Below are 18,245 nucleotides of genomic sequence, written 5' to 3'. Positions count from 1 at the left end.
TAACGAAAAACGGCCACCTGATATCAGGTGGCCGTTTTCATTTTATCTTTCCATCGATTCCAGTTCGTACTCAAAACCGTAGTCGATATCTGCCAGTTCTTTTTCCAGTTTGAACCTGTCCTGTAAGGCTTCGATCTCTCTCCACTTTCTTTTCTTGCTTTTAGTTTTAGCCGGAGTTTCTTCAATATTTAACATCGCAAACAGATCTGACTTATCCACTAGGATCTCCTTTTGTTTACCACTAACATCAGTGTCAGAGTTGAATGTTTTTTCATCCTTCTGACTACTTTTGTATCACAGTCGACACGATAATAAAATGATTAAATTTACCTTTTATTAACAAAATATGACGATTGCATGACAGCGTGTGGATTGCCCAATGAAAACGGCCAGTAAAAACCGGCCGTTTGTCAGATGCACTTATTTGGCGTTAACCAAATTAACTTTCCTTAAGTTGGTGCATTGGCGTTTCTGAAGCGACTAATGAGTTGTTGGGTAGAAGCGTCAAACGCATCGTCTTCTGCTTTACCCTGAATGCCGTCAAGAACCTGATTACCAAGTACTTTTCCTAACTCGACACCCCATTGATCAAAGGAGTTCACCTGCCAGATAACGCCCTGGACAAATACCTTATGTTCATACATTGCAACCAGCGCGCCAAGTGTTTGCGGATCCAGTTTTTCGAACAAAATTGTATTGCTGGGTTTATTACCGGGCATCGTTTTGTGCTGAGCAAGTGCTTTGCGCTCACTTTCATCAGACACCTTACCTTCAAGATCAGCGTAGCATTCTTCAAAGGTTTTACCCTGCATAAGTGCCTGAGTCTGACCAAAGCAATTCGAAGCCAGCATGGCGTGATGCGTGTCGTTCTGATTAGGCACATTCAGCGGCAGCATAAAGTCTGCGGGGATGATAGAGGTACCCTGGTGGATTAACTGATGGAAGCTGTGCTGACCATTGGTGCCTTCACTTCCCCAGATAACCGGGCCGGTTTCCCACTCAACCACATCGCCGTTCTGCGTGACCTGTTTGCCGTTACTTTCCATATCAAGTTGCTGCACATAAGCGGGCAGTCCACGAAGATAATGATAGTACGGCAACATGACATGAGACTGCGCATCGAAGAAATTACGATACCAGACGCCGAGAACTGCAAGAATAACGGGCAGATTGCTTTCAAATGGTGCATCACAGAAATGTTTGTCCATTTCATGGGCGCCTTCGAGCAAGCCTTTGTAGTTTTCAAAACCCAGTGCCAGTGCGATGGGTAATCCTATCGCAGACCACAGCGAGTAACGTCCGCCAACCCAGTCCCACATGGGGAAAATGTTTTCTTCCGCAATTCCGAACTCAGTGGCTGCTTTAACGTTTGAGGATACGGCAACAAAGTGTTTTGCAATATCTTCCTGAGTGCCGCCCTGTTCCAGGAACCAGGCTTTCGCAGTTAAGGTATTCTGCAACGTTTCCTGAGTGGAAAACGACTTGGAAGACATAACGATTAACGTTTCTTCGTGATCCAGAGACGTCAGCACATCATGAATGTGACAGCCGTCTACGTTTGCCACAAAGTGCACTTTAACGGCGTCATGAGTGTACGGCTTCAGCGCTTCAGTCATGATTTTAGGGCCCAGGAATGAACCGCCGATACCGATGCTGACCACGTGTTTAACTGGCTTGCCGGTATACCCCTTGTGCTCACCGGAATGCACTGAAGCCGTAAAGGCTTCAATTTTGTCCAGCGTAGCCAGCACTTCCGGCATCACATCTTCACCGTCAACCATAACAGGCTTGCCACTGAAGTTACGTAGCGCTGTATGCAGTACAGCACGTTTTTCAGTGTTGTTGATGGTGTCACCGTCAAACATGGCTTTTCGGTGAGTGTCCACGCCCTGTGCTTTCGCCAGTGTAAACAATTGTGCAAGGGCTTCTTCGTTAACACGGTTTTTTGAATAATCAATAAACAAACCACAGGCCTGCGCCTGCATGGTGTCTGCACGCTCAGGCTGCGCGTCAAACCAGTCACGCATGTGAGTCTTCTTGATGTCTTCTGCCAGCTTCGACAAATTAGCGAAAGCTGGCTGTTGGGTAAAATTTGTCATTGTCTGAATGTTTCCTGATACCAGCGAAGATTATTGACCCAGTTTTTCTTTCAGCATGGTTTCCAGTTTTTCCTGGTCAGCTGCAAAGTTGCGGATCCCTTCTGCCAGCTTTTGTGTCGCCATGGCATCTTCGTTCATGTCCCAGCGGAAACCTTTTTCGTCCAGTTTCGCGCCCGGTGTTGCTGTGGCACCTTCGTCTTTCAGTTTCACAGGCAGCGCTTCAGTACTGTTTTTGAGTTCTTCCAGCAGATTCGGGCTGATGGTCAGACGGTCGCAACCGGCCAGCGCCTGAATTTCACCAATGTTACGGAAGCTCGCGCCCATGACTACCGTGCTGTAACCATGCTCTTTGTAGTAGTTATAGATGCGGGTTACTGAAACCACACCCGGATCTTCTTCTGCGGTGTACTCTTTCTTATCTGTGTTTGCTTTGTACCAGTCAAGAATACGGCCCACGAAAGGGGAAATAAGATAGACACCGGCTTCCGCACAGGCACGTGCCTGTGCAAAGCTGAATAACAGTGTCAGGTTACACTGGATCCCTTCCTGTTCGAGAATTTCAGCAGCCTTGATGCCTTCCCAGGTGGAAGCGATTTTGATCAGAATACGTGATTTATCGATACCTTCATCGTTGTACAGTTCAACCAGACGTTTTGCTTTAGCAATAGTCGCGTCGGTGTCGAATGATAAACGGGCATCTACTTCTGTAGAAATACGACCCGGGATTACGCCGGAAATTTCTTTACCGATAGTAACGGCAAGCTTGTCAGAGGCATCTGTTAACTGCTGAGCCGGATCCTGTGACTGTAATTTAGCCCATGCCACTGCATCGTCAATGTAACCCGCATATTCAGGAATACCTGCGGCTTTAAGTAAAAGAGACGGATTCGTCGTAGCGTCTACAGGCTCGTACTTTTTGATCGCTTCGATATCGCCGGTATCGGCAACGACGGTAGTGATTTCGCGCAACGCGTCTAATTGATTGCTCATCGTTTCTCTCTGAATGTGTGACCTAAATAAATGAACAGCCCGCCACCGGAACGGGGCAGACTGATTGAATATGTTGGTTGTAAACAGCTGAATCAACCACTATGTAGGGTTTGTATGTCCGGACGGTTAAACCAGATCGAATTTAGTAAATTTATAACAGACTGGCGGGTTAAATAACACAGCAAAGCGCTAAATTATCTCGCTATAGCGTATAAACATAACGGTTTGACCCCAATCTGGCAGGTAAAAGGGCAAAAACGCGGGGCAGACCGTGATATTCTTTGCGCCGGAGTTTGATAAGCCCGATGAATATGTTACTGCGGTGTCTGATAGTAAAGAGGAAATTGAATTATGTTAGTTGTTGTTTCACCGGCTAAGAATCTGGATTTTGAAACGCCGGTGCCGGTAGCGTCGTTCACGCGGCCTGCCATGTTGTCATCTGCTGAAGCTCTGGTAGAAACCTGTCGGAAACTGACGCCGGCAGACCTGTCTTCTTTGATGAAGATCAGCGATAAACTGGCGACACTGAACGCCAACCGCTTTGACTCTTTCACTACCCCGTTTACCAAAGACAATGCACGTCAGGCGCTGTACGCCTTCAACGGCGACGTGTATACGGGCCTGGATGCTTATTCATTGTCTGAGCAGGACGTTGAATATGCACAGCAACATTTAAGAATGCTTTCCGGCCTTTACGGTCTGTTACGTCCGCTGGACTTAATGCAGCCTTACCGGTTGGAAATGGGTACCCGTCTTGAAAATCCTAAGGGTAAAAATCTGTATGAATTCTGGGGAACAGATATCACCCTTGCGCTGAATAAGGCGCTGGAAGAGCAGGGCGATAATGTACTGATTAATCTGGCTTCAAATGAGTACTTCAAGTCAGTTAAGGCGAAGTCACTGGATGGCATGATCATTACGCCACACTTTAAAGATAAGAAAAACGGTCAGTATAAGGTGATTAGTTTCTTTGCTAAAAAGGCGCGGGGATTAATGGCCAGATATGTGATTCAGAATCGCATTGAAGACGTAGCGGGTTTAAAGGCGTTCAGCGAAGCGGGTTATGTCTTTTCGCCAGAACAGAGCACTGAGACGGATTTGGTATTTTTACGGGATGAGGCTGAATAAGCCTCACCCCGCCACAGGCACTTAAGCCAGTACTTTATTTAATGCGGCTACACAGGCATCGGTTTCTTCCGGTGTACCCACGCTGATGCGTGACCAGGAATCATAGCCTGGCCACGTACGGCCAACTACTTTAATACCTTCATCTTTCATCTTCGCAGCAAACTGGTCGTGGGGCATGCCAGTATCCACGTAGATGAAGTTGCCCTGCGGATTTTTCGCGTAAGGACGACCCAGTTCCTCAGCAACCTTAGTCAGTTTAGTACGTTCGGTTTTGATGCGGTCGCGCATGGTGTTCAGGTTCGCATGATCGTCCATACTCGCCATTCCGGCCACCAGTGCCAGATAGTTAACACCACCCATACGCAGTTTTCCACCCAGAGATTTAGCCTGATCTGCCGGCATAATGGCATAACCTAAACGTTGTCCTGCCATAGCATGAATTTTTGAAAACGTACGACAGATAACCACGTTATGACCTTCGGCAACCAGCTTAGATTGCACGTTTGCCGGATAGGCATCAGACATTTCAATGTAAGCTTCGTCGATGAACACCTGCGCTTTTTTCGATATCCGTTTGGCAAACGCTGTCAGTTTGGCAGGGTCGACCATGCAGCCGGTGGGGTTGTTAGGGTTACACACGTACACAGCCGTGGTTTCGTCAGTAACTGCAGCTTCAATGGCATCTAAGTCGAAACCCATTTCTGAATCCAGAGGCACGTAGGTGACATTGGCACCCATAAACTCGGCGCCTCGGGGAATACCTTCATAAGTGGCCATCGAGGTAACGAGGTTATTACCGTTTTCAGTTATCCACTCTGCATAACCGAATAAAATAGGTGATGAACCATTCGTAACAACGATTTGGTCTTCAGAGACACCTTCCTGCGCGGCAATTTTCTTTTTCAGCACATCGACAGTAGCATCTGTGTAACGGGCGAGATTAAAAAGTTCACCCTGCATCGCTTCAACGGCCTTCTGTGAAGGACCAAAAGCATTTTCATTCGAAGACAGACGAACCAGACCGTCATTAACATTTGGCGTTGCAGACGGGAAATGTTCAGTTTTCATTCCCGCTGCCTGCAGCTCTTTTACACCGGTATCGAAACAACCCGTAAGGGCAACTGCACCCGCACCTAAACTAAATGTTTTTAACCATTTACGGCGCGAAGCACCTTCGGCAGAAATGTTCCCGGTTAATTCTTCAGACATGAGTTCCCTCTTATTTTGGGTAGTGGTAGTTGAATGACCAGTGTTTTCTTATTGTTATCACCTGGGTGTACGTACTCATGTAATGCAACAGATATTCCAGAAACCTGTGAGGCATGCCGGTGGGCTGCTAATGGAGGATAAAGCGCCGTTTAATAGCGGTGAAGTGCCGGTTTTAGCACAAAATCAGTGGCAGACGTGGGCCGGCAATGCAGGAAATGTTCTAATCTGATGCGGCACTTGAACCAAAATGGTGAAAGGCTTATCAGTAAAGGTAATAACGCCGGCTGTCTTTATATAAAGATGAAAAGTGCGGACAGCAAAGCCACATAAGTGGCAGTATCAGCTCAGGACATCTCATCGATTAGCTTAAGCCTGGCGGGTAATCTCTTTTTCAAAATGGCATACCGCACCCAAACCGCTGCCACAATCGCGCCGTTTACAGCAAGCTGGGTTAACCACATCGTCCAGGTGGCGTACAGAACAATATTGATAACGGCGATGATAAGTAAGGCGCCGAAAAGACCTGCACATGCCAGTGAACTGTACCACCAGTAAGTGACCTGTCGCTGATACTGATGGCGTTTAAACGTAAGCATGCTGCTCACATCTGTGGTTTCCATCCGCCATTGTTTCTGCCTGAAGGAAAAACTCCAGATACCGAAAAGCAATGCAACAGGCGACAGCGAGCCAATGCCCCACATCTCCCAATTGGATGCGGTCAGGAAAAGTGCTGTGTAAGCAGCATAAATGGATACAGCGACAGCCATGAGCAGATCGATATACGCTTTTACTTTCATACTGCGCTGCGCCCGTGTCACCTGCTTTATCAGCTTTTCTGCATCGACGTCGGGTGTCGCCGCTTTAAAGGCTTTTTGCCATTGTTCAAACTGCGGGTCCATGGTTAATTCCTGTTCATTATTTGTTCTAGTTGCTTTCTTGCACGGTGTGAGCGCTGTGCAATGGCATCCTCTTTAAGCCCCAGTACATTACCAATTTCTGCAAAACTGAAACCTTCCAGTTGCAATGCAATCACCTGGCGGTAGGGTAAAGGAAGCTGGTGTAGCGCTGTCATGAGATCGATGGCATTTTCCTGATGCGCATTTTTCTCCTGCAATTTATGGTCAAACAACATTTCGTCTGATGAAGGACTTTCATGCCGTCGCTGCTCTTTGAGAACATGGTCAACCGCGCGATTGTGGGCGATACGTGTAATGTACGTTTTAACACTGGCTTCGCCGCGAAATGCAGATGCTCCGCTTTCACTGCTGTCGAGCGCACGCCAGATTGCAACAGACATATCCTGAATCAAGTCTTCCTGTAAGCCAGAATCTGCTTCATGGGTGGCAGCAATCCTCGCCAGTAAGGACGTGAACTGCTGCAATAGCTGAGTAATTTGCGATGCATCCAAACTGCAATCCCTGCTTATTGTTCTGAAATATAGCGCTGATATACGCAGTACCATGTACAAGCCAAAACCGGCCCTGATAATACGACTGAAAGCCGAATGGTATAGGGCGCCAGTGCCAGCAACAAGCCTTGTATGATTGCAATAACGCAACATGGTTTCCACATTTTGACGACAGCGCTGATGCTATCCTGTACCGCACGCAACGGGTTCCGGCATACAAAGAAAATTCTGGCAGGGGCAAAAATGAGCAGGGTCATCAGGGGAACGGCTGACGCGAAAATCAGGCTAAGATGCCAAACTTTAATACCAGTCCCGCTCATTTGGAAAAACATGGCCACTGCGTCATCACCTGCAAGTGCATAAGCCACACCAAATTGTTGAGCGGCCACAATGACACCGGTCACACTGTATACCGCTACAGACAACCAGTTTTTTGCGACAAAGACAGACTTCACGGAAAAGGCACTGTGATGGTGAAGATAGCTGAGAACCGGCCAGACTGAGGCGACAACAATTGCCCCTGCCCATTTCGACAGGATCATTCCGGCGGGGCCCGGAATAAGTTGAATACAGCCAGAGATAATCATTGGCAGAAGGCAGAATAAAAAAAGCTTAACAGGGGCCGTTTTGAACAGAGCCCATCCTTCAGCCAGCCAGTTGTAAGCGTCAGAGAAAGAGTATGAAGTTTTTAAAGATGCCGGTATTCCGTTGCCGGGTATAGAGCTGGAATTGATTGTCACGGTATTTTCCTCTTTTTGTCAGGTGACTGAAGTATTTCAGTTAATTCCATAGACGAGGAGAACCCGGAGATCCTGACAAAACTTTTTTAATTTTTTAAATTAAACCGTGAAATGTATAGAGAAAGCCGCAGGAAATGCAGTCCTCCGGCCTTCTCTAAAAGATTAATAATCAAAGTTTTACAATCATTTTCCCAGTGTTCTTGCCGTCGAACAACATGTTCAGGCCGCTCTGTGCATTTTCCAGCCCTTCAATAATATGTGCCCGGTATTTTATTTTACCCTGCTGTACATAAGGCGTGAGCTTTTCGAGCAATTGCGGGATCTCGCCCCAGTGGTCAGGCATAGCAAATCCCTGGATCGAAATACGTTTTTTGATAAGCGGGATCCAGTTGGGGCCGGGGGAAGGGGTATCGGACTGGTAATCTGCAATCATTCCGCAAACGACAATGCGCCCGTGTTCGTTCATCCGGTTAACGATAAGCTGTTGCACAGGGCCGCCGGTGTTTTCAAAAAATACGTCAATACGGTTGGGGGTGAGGGCATCCAGCTGCGCCTTCAGGTTATCCGTCTTGTAATTAATGGCGCCGTCGAAACCTAACTCATTGACAATCCAGTCTGCTTTCTCATCGCTGCCCACAACGCCGATTACCCGTAAACCGTCAGCTTTAGCTAGCTGACCAACGATGGAGCCCACAGAACCTGCAGCGCCGGTTACAATCAGGGTTTCACCGGCCTCAGGTTTGCCGAACTTATATAACCCCGTGGTGGCAGTCAGACCGGGTAAGGCAAACACACACAGGGCCATCTCTTCGCTGATCCCGGGTTGTAACTTGTTGAAACCCTTACCATCACTGACAAGGTATTCCCGCCAACCTGTCATACCCATCACTTTATCGCCTTCAGAAAAGTCGGGATGGTTGGATTTTATGACTTCACCTACGCCGCTGGAGCGCATTACCTCACCGAGCTCCACGGGCGGGATGTAACTTTCTCTGTCTTCACTCATCCAGCCCAGCATAGCGGGATCCAGCGACATATGCGTTTGTCTGATCAGTATTTCACCCTCACCGGGCATGGGAACCTGCTTTTGCTCTGTGCTGAACAGGGATGCGTCAATCTGACCTTTCACCGGACGTTTAACGAGTTTGATTTCTTTATATTCAGACATAATGCCTCCTTTAACCGAATAGAAAGAGTGTGGGGATGAAGTTTGCGCTTGCAATAGTCACATGGGATAACGGAACAAATTGATGCGCTGAAGCCGGTGATTTGTGTATAGTTTCAAACAATCAAAATCACCGGACAGGAGAGGGTATGTATACATTATACGGATTTGCAAAAACGCGCTCAGTGCGTGTGGCATGGGCACTGGAAGAGTTAGGCCTGCCTTATGACTACACGTTTATTAACTTACGTAAGGGAGAGCATAAATCGGCAGAATTTCTCGCGCTTAATCCGGCGGGTAAAATTCCTGCACTGATGACAGATTGCGGGCCAATGAGCGAATCTGCTGCTATCGTGACCTGGCTGATGGATAAGCATGGCTATGAAGAATTTATGCCGGTATTGGGTAGCAAGGCCCGTATGCTGTACGAACAGGCAATGGCATTTGTGATAACAGAGCTGGAGCAACCGCTATGGAACATGGCAAAGCATGATTTTGCACTACCGGAGGCACAGCGACTTGAAGGCATGAAAGATGTCAGTATTTACGAATTCGGTGTGGCACTGAAAGGGTTTTCTGCGTTGCTCGGAGACCAGGATTTCCTTACCGGACACATGTTCAGCGGAGTAGATATCGTCGCCGGACATGTGCTGTCATGGGCAAAAGGGGCTGGTATGGATTTGACGTTTGATAATGTGAAACAGTATGCAGAGCGGGTACTTTCCAGGCCCGCCTATGAGAAGGCATGGCGAAACGAAAAAGCGCATATGCCCGCATCGCTGTAACATTCCACTGACAGTTTGAAGCAGGAGATTACTCGACGAACATCTCCTGCTGAAACTTAAGTGTCTGAACTTCATTGCCCCGCTGAATATCGACGTTGAAGCGAAAGGTTTCTCTGTCATTAAAGGAAAGCGGGGCAAGATAGTAAATCGCTTCGCCTTCTTTAACCCGTTTAAAATTCAGTGTTTTGCTGTTACCTAAAAGGTTTCTCGCCTGGCCCTTAACGGACACGACCTGAGCTTCTCCTGTTGTGCTGTCGAGCACCGAAATATTCACCAGTGCATTATATTTACTGCGCACAATGCCGTAATTTTGCGCGGTTTCCGGGGTGAAAAACGTGGTGTTCACTACGATGTAATGTACATCCCATTTTCCCAGCGTTTGTTTTTGTTCGGCTAATGCCGCAGGGACGGTAAACAGTAAAGATAAAAGCAGGCAGAGGGCCGGCAGACGGGCAAGGTAGTTCACAGTGTCTTCACCAAATTCAACTAATCACACAAAATCAGTACAGAAACAAAAAAGGGTAGCGAAACCGCTACCCTTTTAAAACTTAGTATAAACCAAACGTATTTTGCAAAAGGATTTGCAGGAACTGTAATCCGATGATGGCTATCAGTACCGATAAATCCAGGCCACCAATGGGCGGAATAATACGGCGGATAGGAGACAGAAATGGTTCTGTCAGTTGATACATCACGTACTCAATAGGATTTTGTCCCTGTGATACCCAACTGAGGATAGCGCGGATAATCAGGATCCAGAACATCAGCGAGAGGGTTTCTTTCACTACGGTTAAAAACGCCAGCAGGATAATAGATGCCGGATTGATGTTTCCACTGCCAAACAGCATGACCAGCGTCACAAATTTCAGTGCCGCGACAAGCAGCGCTAGCACGAACGTTGCCGTATCAAAGTTACCGACAGACGGGATGATACGGCGAAGAGGCCCCACTATGGGGTGAGTTGCTTTAACGATAAACTGGCTGGCCGGGTTATAAAAATCTGCCCTGACCAGTTGTAACCACAATCGTAATATCACCACCATCAGATACAAATCAAACAAGGTACTGATAAGAAAGACCGACGCGTTGCTCATTAACTGTTTTTCCTGTGAAGCTTAAACTTAAAGTTGTTTCGCCATTTCTTCGGCTCTGTCGACTGCGGCACGCATGGCTGCGCTAACCGTGTCCTGCAAGCCTTTATCGATAAATGTATTGATAGCAGCAGCGGTTGTGCCGCCCTTAGAAGTAACCTGAGCTCTTAACTCGCTTAATTCAATATCCGGATTGTGACAAACCATTTCAGCCGCACCCAGCATAGCTTGCTGAACCATGTTTCTGGCGGTCTGCGCATCAAAACCCATTTTCATGGATTCTTCCTGCATGGCCTGCAGAAACAGGAAGAAGTACGCAGGGCTGCTGCCTGCGGCGGCGATGACGCCGTTAATGCCGTCTTCTTCCTTCACCCAAACCGTTTCACCCACTGCGCCCATGACGTCGTCAGCGTACTGGCGGTCTGCGCTGCTTACTGTGTCGTCAGCGTACAAGCCCGTCATACCTTTGCCGATAAGGCTTGGAGTATTGGGCATAATGCGCACCACCGGATAATCGCCGCCCAGCATTTCCTGCAGGCGTGATACCGGCAAACCGGCTGCAATGGATAAAAACAGTTTACCGGACAGGTCGTTTTTTTCCTGCAAGGCGGCAAGCATGTCGCCCATCATTTGTGGCTTTACCGCCAGCACAATAGCATCGGCAAACTCACAGGCTTCATCATTCGACTGCGTGATCCGGATGCCAAACTCTTCCTGTAGTTTTTCCAGCTTGGGTGTTGAGGGATTACTGGCAAGAATATTGTCTTTGTCGTAGCCTGACTGGATAAGTCCGCTGATGATGCTGCGACTCATGTTACCTGCGCCGATAAATGCCAATTTTTTCTGTTGCATGAAAACCCTTATGTATTGCGTTTAAAACTCGTGAATAGCGAACCGGTCAATCAGCTACGCGCACCAAAAATAGCGCTGCCTACTCTGACCATGGTAGAGCCGTGTTCAATGGCGGCTTCGAGATCGCTGCTCATTCCTACGGACAGGGTATCAAAATCGCTCAGCTTTTGTTGATATTCCGCGAATAATTCAGCCAGCGTGGTCAGTGTTTGCGCCTGTTCTTCCTCGTCCGGAGAGGCTTTTGGTATCGCCATCAGCCCCCGCAATTTCAGGTTGGGCAACCCGATGATAGTATCAATCAGGGCTGGCAGTGCATTGATCTGAATGCCTGATTTACTGTCTTCATCATCGATATTAAGCTGTATGCACACATTCAGTGGCGGCATGTCAGAAGGTCGCTGGTCGTTCAGCCGGCGGGCAATCTTTTCTCTGTCCACTGACTGCACCCAGTCAAAATGCTCTGCAACGACTTTGGTTTTATTCGATTGCAGCGGGCCAATCATATGCCATTCAATATCAGTGAGCGCAGACAGATGCTGAATCTTTTCAACGCCTTCCTGTACGTAATTCTCACCAAACAAACGTTGTCCCGCTTCATACGCCAGGTTGATATCAGATACCGGTTTAGTCTTGCTGACCGCTAGTAATTGCACGGATTTTGGAGGACGATGCGCATTGGCAGTAGCTTGTTCGATTCGCGATTGGGCGGATTTCAGTCGTTCTGCTATTGTTTGCATTAATCATCTGGTGTTTGGAGACGTGGTTGTGGATATTACCGAACTTTTGGCTTTCAGTGTTAAAAATAAAGCTTCCGATTTGCACTTGTCGGCAGGACTGCCGCCGATTATTCGTGTCGACGGGGAAATGCGCAGACTGAATATCCCTGAGCTTGATCACAAGCAGGTACATTCGCTCATTTATGAAATCATGAATGACAAGCAGCGCAAGGAATATGAAGAGAATCTGGAAGTTGACTTTTCCTTTGAAGTAAAGGATTTATCCCGTTTCCGTGTTAACGCCTTTGTACAGAATCGTGGTGCTGCTGCGGTGCTTCGTACCATCCCCAGTAAAGTATTATCACTGGATGATATTGCTGCCCCGCCCATTTTCCGTGACCTGATTGACCAGCCTACCGGCCTTGTTCTGGTGACCGGTGCGACAGGTTCGGGTAAAAGTACCACGCTGGCAGCCATGATTGATCACATCAATAACACCAAGCGGGACCACATTCTTACCATTGAAGATCCCATTGAATTTGTTCATGAAAACAAGATGAGTGTTCTGAACCAGCGTGAAGTGCACCGCGATACACACAGCTTTTCCAACGCGTTACGTTCGGCGCTTCGTGAAGATCCCGACGTGGTGCTGGTGGGTGAGTTACGGGACCTGGAAACCATCCGTCTTGCGATGACTGCGGCGGAAACCGGTCACTTGGTATTTGGTACGTTGCACACCAACTCAGCGCCGAAAACCATCGACCGTATTATTGATGTTTTCCCGGCGGAAGAAAAAGCAATGATCCGCTCCATGTTGTCAGAATCATTGCGGGCAGTTATTTCGCAAACCCTGATGAAAAAAGTCGGCGGTGGCCGGGTAGCGGCACATGAGATCATGGTGGGCATACCGGCAATCCGCAACCTTATCCGTGAAGACAAAGTGCCTCAGATGTATTCGGTTATCCAGACCGGTCAGGCGCATGGTATGCAAACCATGGATCAGGCACTGCAAAAACTGGTTGCATTAGGCGTCGTGAGCCATCAGGATGCAGCGGCGAAATCCACCGATAAAAATAAAATGATGTAGGAGATAAAGGGTGAAACTGCAGGGGTATTTTGAGAAAGCGACAGAACTCGGGGCTTCGGATATTTTTATTACCGTAGGTTTCCCTGTCAGTGCCAAAATAGACGGGCAACTGACCCCGTTAGGCGATGAGCCGTTATCTCAGTTTCAGGCCAAGGAACTGGTTCAGAGTGTGATGGAAGAACGTTACATCCGCGAACTTAATGAACTGAAAGAAAGTAACTTTGCAGTTGGTATTACAAATGTAGGACGTTTTCGTTGCAGCGCATTCTGGCAACGGGACTCCATTGGTATGGTCGCCCGCCGGATTGTCACAGAAATTCCTAAAGTGGATGAACTGGGACTGCCTGCGGTGCTTAAAGACATTATCATGAGCAAGCGTGGTCTGGTGCTGATGGTGGGAGCTACCGGTACCGGTAAGTCTACCTCGCTGGCGGCCCTGATAGACCACCGCAATCACAATTCCAAAGGGCATATTCTTACTATTGAAGATCCCATCGAGTTTATTCACCGGCACGGTTCCTGTGTGGTTACCCAACGTGAAGTGGGCATTGATACCATGAGTTTTGATGACGCATTGAAAAGCTCTCTGCGTCAGGCGCCCGATGTGATCCTGCTGGGCGAAATCCGCTCCATGGAAACCATGGAATATGCCATGTCATTTGCTGATACCGGCCACCTGTGTGTCGCGACTCTGCACGCCAATAACGCTAACCAGGCGATAGAGCGCATCATGCACCTTGCACCTAAAGAAATGCATAACAAGCTGCTGTTCGATCTGAGTTTGAACCTCAGGGCCATCGTTGCCCAGCAACTGGTGCCGAAAAAAGACGGCAAAGGCCGGGTAGCTGCCATTGAGATTCTGCTTAATTCCCCGTTTGTGGCTGATCTTATTCAGACAAACCGTACCGGTGAGTTGAAAGATGCCATGAAGAAAGGCAAAGAAATGGGCATGCAGACATTTGATATGGCGCTGTATGAATTGTTTAAAGAAGACCGGATTACCTATGACCAGGCCATTCACCATGCCGATTCACCGAATGATTTACGTCTGATGATCAAACTGGACAGCAGTGAAGGCAATGAACTGGGTTCTTTGTCCGGCGTGTCCATCGATATGGATGACTGATTCTTCCGATGCTGAAGTTATTTGGTCATGACGACCGTTTTCTGGTTCAGCAGGTTCGCTCTGAACTGGATGTCGCCCGTATTCCTTACCTGGTAAAAAATGAGTATGCCGGTGGTGCGGTGGGCGAACTACCCTGGCAGGAAACACAAATGGAATTGTGGTTGCTTGATGAGCAGTGGTTCGGCAAAGCGAAGGGAATCGTTGATGCACTTACCCCGGATAGTAACAAAGGGGAGAACTGGCAGTGTAGCCATTGCGGGGAAGAGAACGAAGGGCACTTTTCATTGTGCTGGCAATGTCAGGCTGTGAAAGCAGAGCCGGCTTTCTGACCGGCTTTCTCAGTACTGATTTTCTGCCCAACTGGTAAAAATCACGCAGGCTGAAACGCTGTCGACTTTATCTTTAGTCAGTTTCTTGTAGCCACCCAATTCAAATAACATGGCTTTGGCATCCGCCGTAGACAACCGTTCATCCCAGGTCTCCACTTTTACATTAAAGCGGCCGTGAAGACGGTTGGCAAAGCGTTTGGCCAGTTGCGTCACCGGTTGTTCAGTACCGTCCATATTCAACGGCAGCCCGACAATGACGAGATCCGGTTGCCATTCATCATAGATCCTTTTTACCTTTTCCCAGTCCGGTACACCATCCTGCGCTTTCAGGGCGGCAAGAGGGGAGGCTGTACCGGTTATCTCCTGACCAACAGCTACGCCAATACTTTTTGTGCCAAAATCAAAGCTTAATACAGTCCGGCTCATATCAGGCGTGGCCAACCTGCGGCGTGAGCTGCCATACGTCTACACCGAGTTTCTTCACGGCAGACTGCCACTTCTTATGAACGGGCGTATTAAACAGAATGTCTGTGTCGGCTTCCACCGTCAGCCAGGCATTTTCCTGCATTTCCTTCTCAAGCTGCCCGGCTTCCCATCCCGCATAGCCCAGCGCGATGATCGCATGCTCAGGGCCCTCGCTGTGACCGATGGCAGAGAGAATATCCTTTGAGGTGGTCACAACGACACCCGGTGCCATTTTCAAACTGGAACTCCAGTCGCCGTCATCAGAGTGGAGCACGAAACCGCGCTCCTGACTGACCGGACCACCGGCCAGCACAATATGCTCTGACGTACTGTCAGCAAATTCCGTGTCTTTATCAGTTTGCTCAAGCAGTTCTTTCAGATTCATGTTCGATGGCTGATTGATCACAATACCCATTGCGCCTTCACTGTTATGTTCGCAAATGTATGTGATAGACCGCGAAAAGTAAGGGTCTTCCAGTGACGGCATTGCGATCAGAAAGTGATTTTGCAAGGACTTCAGTTCTGTCATTCAACGTTACCTCAAAGCTGCCAGTTTAGTTTCTATGGCATCAAACAATTTACCCATAATACTGAAATCGAAATGGGCCTCAATTTCACGGACACAGGTGGGGCTGGTGATATTTATTTCTGTAATACGATCGCCAATTACATCCAGACCAACAAACAAAATACGGTGCTCTTTCAGTACCGGCGCAATCGCATTCGCCAGTGCTTTATCAGACTCACTGACTGCCTGTGGACGGCCGGTACCGCCGGCTGCCAGATTACCCCGGGTTTCTCCCTTCGTGGGTAAGCGCGCCAGACAATAGGGCATCACTTCACCATCTACGATCAGAACCCGTTTGTCACCCTCTTTAATGGCCGGCAGATATTCCTGCACCATCATCTGTTGAGTCCCGTTTTTGGTCAGGGTCTCAATGATGACGCCGAGGTTATTACCATCGGGTTTTACCCTGAAAATCGATGCGCCGCCCATGCCGTCCAGCGGCTTACAAATAATATCCTGATGTTCTGCGTGGAAATCTCTTACCAACTGAGGATTGCGGGTTACCCGTGTTGCCGGAATTAAATCCGGGAACCAGGAGGTAAATAACTTTTCATTGTAATCCCGCAGCGCCTGAGGATTGTTGACTACCAGCGCGCCTCCGGCTTCCGCTAAAGACAGCATTTGTGTGGCATACAGAAATTCACTGTCAAAGGGCGGGTCTTTTCTCATCATCAGCACATTGATCTCTGCCAGTGCCATGGTCTCCCGAGGCGACAATGAATAGAAATCCTGTGCCTGGTCCCGTACGGTAACTTTACGCACGGAGGCCATTGGCTTGCCGTTATCCAGATAAAGATCGCTCATTTCCATGTATAACAGGGTCGCGCCGCGTTTCTGCGCTTCCAGCATCATGGCAAAGCTGGTGTCTTTATGGGGTTTGACAGACGAGATAGGGTCCATCACAAAGCCGACTGAATAGCTCATCGGGTGATTCTCTTTTTATGTAAACGGGGTAATACCTCTACTATGGCGTTGATATTGCTAAAATCAACACCTTTTCGCAGGTAATCATCGTGCTACACAGCGTTAGCCGGCGGTTTGTTCCGGAAAAGTGAAGATTATTTTATTGCCGCCTGACTGGCGCTGCACGATTTGCATGGTTCCGCCAAGACCCGCGGTAATTTGTTGATAGCACAATGCCAGACCACCCGGTGCCGAATGCCGTCTGAGCAGAGTGGCTGCTGCCGGCCGCATGGCATTGTGAATCGTAGTGCGCGGAATGGCCTGTCCTTCATCTTCAACAATGTACCTGATCATCGGGTAAGTGCCATTGCTTGTTTTTGATGCGGAAAGCCAGATTTTTCCTTCGTTACGGTTGGGGTAGCTGTGGTGGCACACGTTTAAAATCAGTTCGTTGAGTATTTGTGTAAACGTGCCGGCAGCAATGGTGGAAGTACAATCAGGGTCTATGTCGATACAGGCTTTAATATCGATATGCTTTGCTGTGCTGGCTATGACAGAAAGCATGGTGCCGGTGGCTTTCGCCAGTGAAATCTGCTTTACCGGATTGTGAGTGATAAGGCTGATGTAACCGGATAATTCATCCAGTCTGCGAACCGCTTCGCCAAGCATGTCTGAACCGGCTCCGGTTGAGCGGTTTAATGCATTATAAAATTGATTCAGTTCTTTACGGGAGAGCTGTTTTAAACTCACATTTCTTTTGTTCTGAGCGGTAATCACTTTTTGGAAGGAAAATGTGGTCTTTACCACGGCCAGTAACGCTTCTGTTTCTTTGATTAAACCCGATGCCATGGGGCGGAAGGTTTTAGGGAGCGGACAACTGGTAAGAATATGCTCAGCCTCTGCCATTTTCAGGGCCAGTTTTTCAGCGGTTTCTTTTAAATGCTTATTTTCTTCCTGCTGCTGAGAAACCTGCTTTTGTAAGATCCAGTTGGCGCTGTTTTTTCCTTGCTGATAATCACAGTAAGCAAAAATTTTGCTCAGGTTTACCGCCACGGCCTGATAGTGGGCAATGGTGTGGGGATCCGGAGTTTGCTTCTGACCACCGGTGACCGCCAGCGTCCCGATACATTTATTTTCACGGATCAGCGGGAATGACCAGCAACTGGTGATCCCGACTTCTGCCATTTCCGGTGAAAAGTCCTTCCAGTTCGGATGGGCTGCAATATTATCGATGAAAAAGGGCTGGCCTGTTACGGCCGCCGGCCCGCAAGCGCCTTCCTTTTCACACAGTTTCATTTCGTGAATGGCGCGAATAAAATGCTCAGGCAGAGAAGGGGCGGCTAACAGGGATAAGCTGCCGGTTTGCGGTACAACCTGCATGACTGCAAAACGGAAACTGGTGGTGTGCTGTTCCAGGAATTGCAAGTAGAAGGTCACCACCTTCGCCAGAGGCTGACCGTCTAGAATACGTTCAAGGCAGGCACTGTAGACCTGATCTAAATTCAACCTGCCGGAGGCGATGGCCGGATTACCGGCGGAATGTACGAGATACATAAGCTTTTTATTGTTTTTCTGGCTTAGTTA

At 48.3% G+C, this 18,245-nt stretch carries 21 protein-coding genes; 5 read left to right on the top strand and 16 right to left on the bottom strand.

All coding sequences use genetic code 11. From position 1 onward, the window contains the following. Positions 1-42 precede the first annotated feature (42 nt). From DS731_RS15785 to tal, 3 genes are all read right to left on the bottom strand, one after another. Entirely contained in the window at positions 43-219 is a 177-nt protein-coding gene (locus DS731_RS15785) for a DUF3545 family protein (protein ID WP_119502239.1), read from the bottom strand. A 230-nt stretch (positions 220-449) separates the two neighbouring features. Next, the gene (gene pgi, locus DS731_RS15780) at positions 450-2,099 is read right to left on the bottom strand and encodes a glucose-6-phosphate isomerase (RefSeq protein WP_119502238.1); all 1,650 of its coding nucleotides are present in this window, start codon (positions 2,097-2,099) and stop codon (positions 450-452) included. Between the two features lie 30 nt (positions 2,100-2,129). Continuing rightward, entirely contained in the window at positions 2,130-3,089 is a 960-nt protein-coding gene (tal, locus tag DS731_RS15775; RefSeq protein ID WP_119502237.1) for a transaldolase, read from the bottom strand. Between the two features lie 351 nt (positions 3,090-3,440). Between tal and yaaA the strand changes: the two genes are divergently transcribed. Beyond that, positions 3,441-4,217 (top strand): peroxide stress protein YaaA, encoded by a 777-nt coding sequence (gene yaaA, locus DS731_RS15770; protein WP_119502236.1) that lies wholly within the window; start codon positions 3,441-3,443, stop codon positions 4,215-4,217. Positions 4,218-4,238: 21 nt separating this feature from the next. On the opposite strand, the gene DS731_RS15765 is transcribed toward yaaA, so the two are convergent. The 5 genes from DS731_RS15765 to DS731_RS15745 form a co-directional block, all read right to left on the bottom strand. Continuing rightward, entirely contained in the window at positions 4,239-5,426 is a 1,188-nt protein-coding gene (locus DS731_RS15765) for a pyridoxal phosphate-dependent aminotransferase (protein ID WP_119502235.1), read from the bottom strand. A 344-nt stretch (positions 5,427-5,770) separates the two neighbouring features. Further along, entirely contained in the window at positions 5,771-6,325 is a 555-nt protein-coding gene (locus DS731_RS15760) for a hypothetical protein (protein ID WP_119502234.1), read from the bottom strand. A gap of 2 nt (positions 6,326-6,327) precedes the next feature. Continuing rightward, positions 6,328-6,834, bottom strand: a complete 507-nt coding sequence (locus DS731_RS15755; RefSeq protein ID WP_232373383.1) for an RNA polymerase sigma factor — start codon at positions 6,832-6,834, stop codon at positions 6,328-6,330. Between the two features lie 14 nt (positions 6,835-6,848). Next, positions 6,849-7,574 (bottom strand): hypothetical protein, encoded by a 726-nt coding sequence (locus DS731_RS15750; RefSeq protein WP_119502232.1) that lies wholly within the window; start codon positions 7,572-7,574, stop codon positions 6,849-6,851. Between the two features lie 169 nt (positions 7,575-7,743). Next, a complete protein-coding gene (locus tag DS731_RS15745) occupies positions 7,744-8,742 on the bottom strand; it encodes an NADP-dependent oxidoreductase (protein WP_119502231.1) in 999 nt (332 codons plus the stop codon). A 146-nt stretch (positions 8,743-8,888) separates the two neighbouring features. Here DS731_RS15745 and DS731_RS15740 point away from each other — a divergent pair, with 146 nt between their 5' ends. Then, positions 8,889-9,524 carry a glutathione S-transferase family protein gene (locus DS731_RS15740; RefSeq protein ID WP_119502230.1) on the top strand — a complete coding sequence of 212 codons (636 nt, stop codon included), beginning with the start codon at positions 8,889-8,891 and terminating at the stop codon, positions 9,522-9,524. 28 nt (positions 9,525-9,552) lie between these two features. Here DS731_RS15740 and DS731_RS15735 read toward each other — a convergent pair whose 3' ends face one another. The 4 genes from DS731_RS15735 to DS731_RS15720 form a co-directional block, all read right to left on the bottom strand. Further along, positions 9,553-9,957 (bottom strand): DUF4426 domain-containing protein, encoded by a 405-nt coding sequence (locus tag DS731_RS15735; protein ID WP_119503451.1) that lies wholly within the window; start codon positions 9,955-9,957, stop codon positions 9,553-9,555. Positions 9,958-10,072: 115 nt separating this feature from the next. Further along, on the bottom strand, positions 10,073-10,618 hold the full coding sequence (locus DS731_RS15730) for a YggT family protein (protein ID WP_119502229.1): 546 nt from the start codon (positions 10,616-10,618) through the stop codon (positions 10,073-10,075). A gap of 27 nt (positions 10,619-10,645) precedes the next feature. Beyond that, positions 10,646-11,467 (bottom strand): pyrroline-5-carboxylate reductase, encoded by an 822-nt coding sequence (proC, locus tag DS731_RS15725; protein ID WP_119502228.1) that lies wholly within the window; start codon positions 11,465-11,467, stop codon positions 10,646-10,648. Between the two features lie 50 nt (positions 11,468-11,517). Continuing rightward, on the bottom strand, positions 11,518-12,204 hold the full coding sequence (locus DS731_RS15720) for a YggS family pyridoxal phosphate-dependent enzyme (RefSeq protein ID WP_119502227.1): 687 nt from the start codon (positions 12,202-12,204) through the stop codon (positions 11,518-11,520). Positions 12,205-12,232: 28 nt separating this feature from the next. On the opposite strand from DS731_RS15720, the gene DS731_RS15715 reads away from it, so the two are divergent. Genes DS731_RS15715 through DS731_RS15705 form a run of 3 tightly spaced genes read left to right on the top strand, consistent with a single transcriptional unit; the run spans position 12,233 to position 14,725 of the window. Continuing rightward, a complete protein-coding gene (locus tag DS731_RS15715; RefSeq protein ID WP_119503450.1) occupies positions 12,233-13,270 on the top strand; it encodes a type IV pilus twitching motility protein PilT in 1,038 nt (345 codons plus the stop codon). 10 nt (positions 13,271-13,280) lie between these two features. Continuing rightward, a complete protein-coding gene (locus DS731_RS15710) occupies positions 13,281-14,396 on the top strand; it encodes a PilT/PilU family type 4a pilus ATPase (RefSeq protein WP_119502226.1) in 1,116 nt (371 codons plus the stop codon). An 8-nt stretch (positions 14,397-14,404) separates the two neighbouring features. Continuing rightward, the gene (locus DS731_RS15705; RefSeq protein WP_119502225.1) at positions 14,405-14,725 is read left to right on the top strand and encodes a putative signal transducing protein; all 321 of its coding nucleotides are present in this window, start codon (positions 14,405-14,407) and stop codon (positions 14,723-14,725) included. Positions 14,726-14,734: 9 nt separating this feature from the next. Here the strand turns inward: DS731_RS15705 and ruvX are convergent, their stop codons facing one another. From ruvX to DS731_RS15685, 4 genes are all read right to left on the bottom strand, one after another. Continuing rightward, positions 14,735-15,151 (bottom strand): Holliday junction resolvase RuvX, encoded by a 417-nt coding sequence (gene ruvX, locus DS731_RS15700; protein WP_119502224.1) that lies wholly within the window; start codon positions 15,149-15,151, stop codon positions 14,735-14,737. Position 15,152: 1 nt separating this feature from the next. Continuing rightward, entirely contained in the window at positions 15,153-15,719 is a 567-nt protein-coding gene (locus DS731_RS15695) for a YqgE/AlgH family protein (RefSeq protein ID WP_119502223.1), read from the bottom strand. A 6-nt stretch (positions 15,720-15,725) separates the two neighbouring features. Continuing rightward, positions 15,726-16,682, bottom strand: a complete 957-nt coding sequence (gshB, locus tag DS731_RS15690; RefSeq protein ID WP_119502222.1) for a glutathione synthase — start codon at positions 16,680-16,682, stop codon at positions 15,726-15,728. Positions 16,683-16,784: 102 nt separating this feature from the next. Beyond that, the gene (locus DS731_RS15685) at positions 16,785-18,215 is read right to left on the bottom strand and encodes a sensor histidine kinase (RefSeq protein WP_119502221.1); all 1,431 of its coding nucleotides are present in this window, start codon (positions 18,213-18,215) and stop codon (positions 16,785-16,787) included. Positions 18,216-18,245 lie beyond the last annotated feature (30 nt).

This window comes from Alteromonas sp. RKMC-009, assembly GCF_003584565.2.
GTDB lineage: Bacteria > Pseudomonadota > Gammaproteobacteria > Enterobacterales > Alteromonadaceae > Alteromonas.
This window is presented reverse-complemented; position numbering and strand designations above follow the sequence as displayed.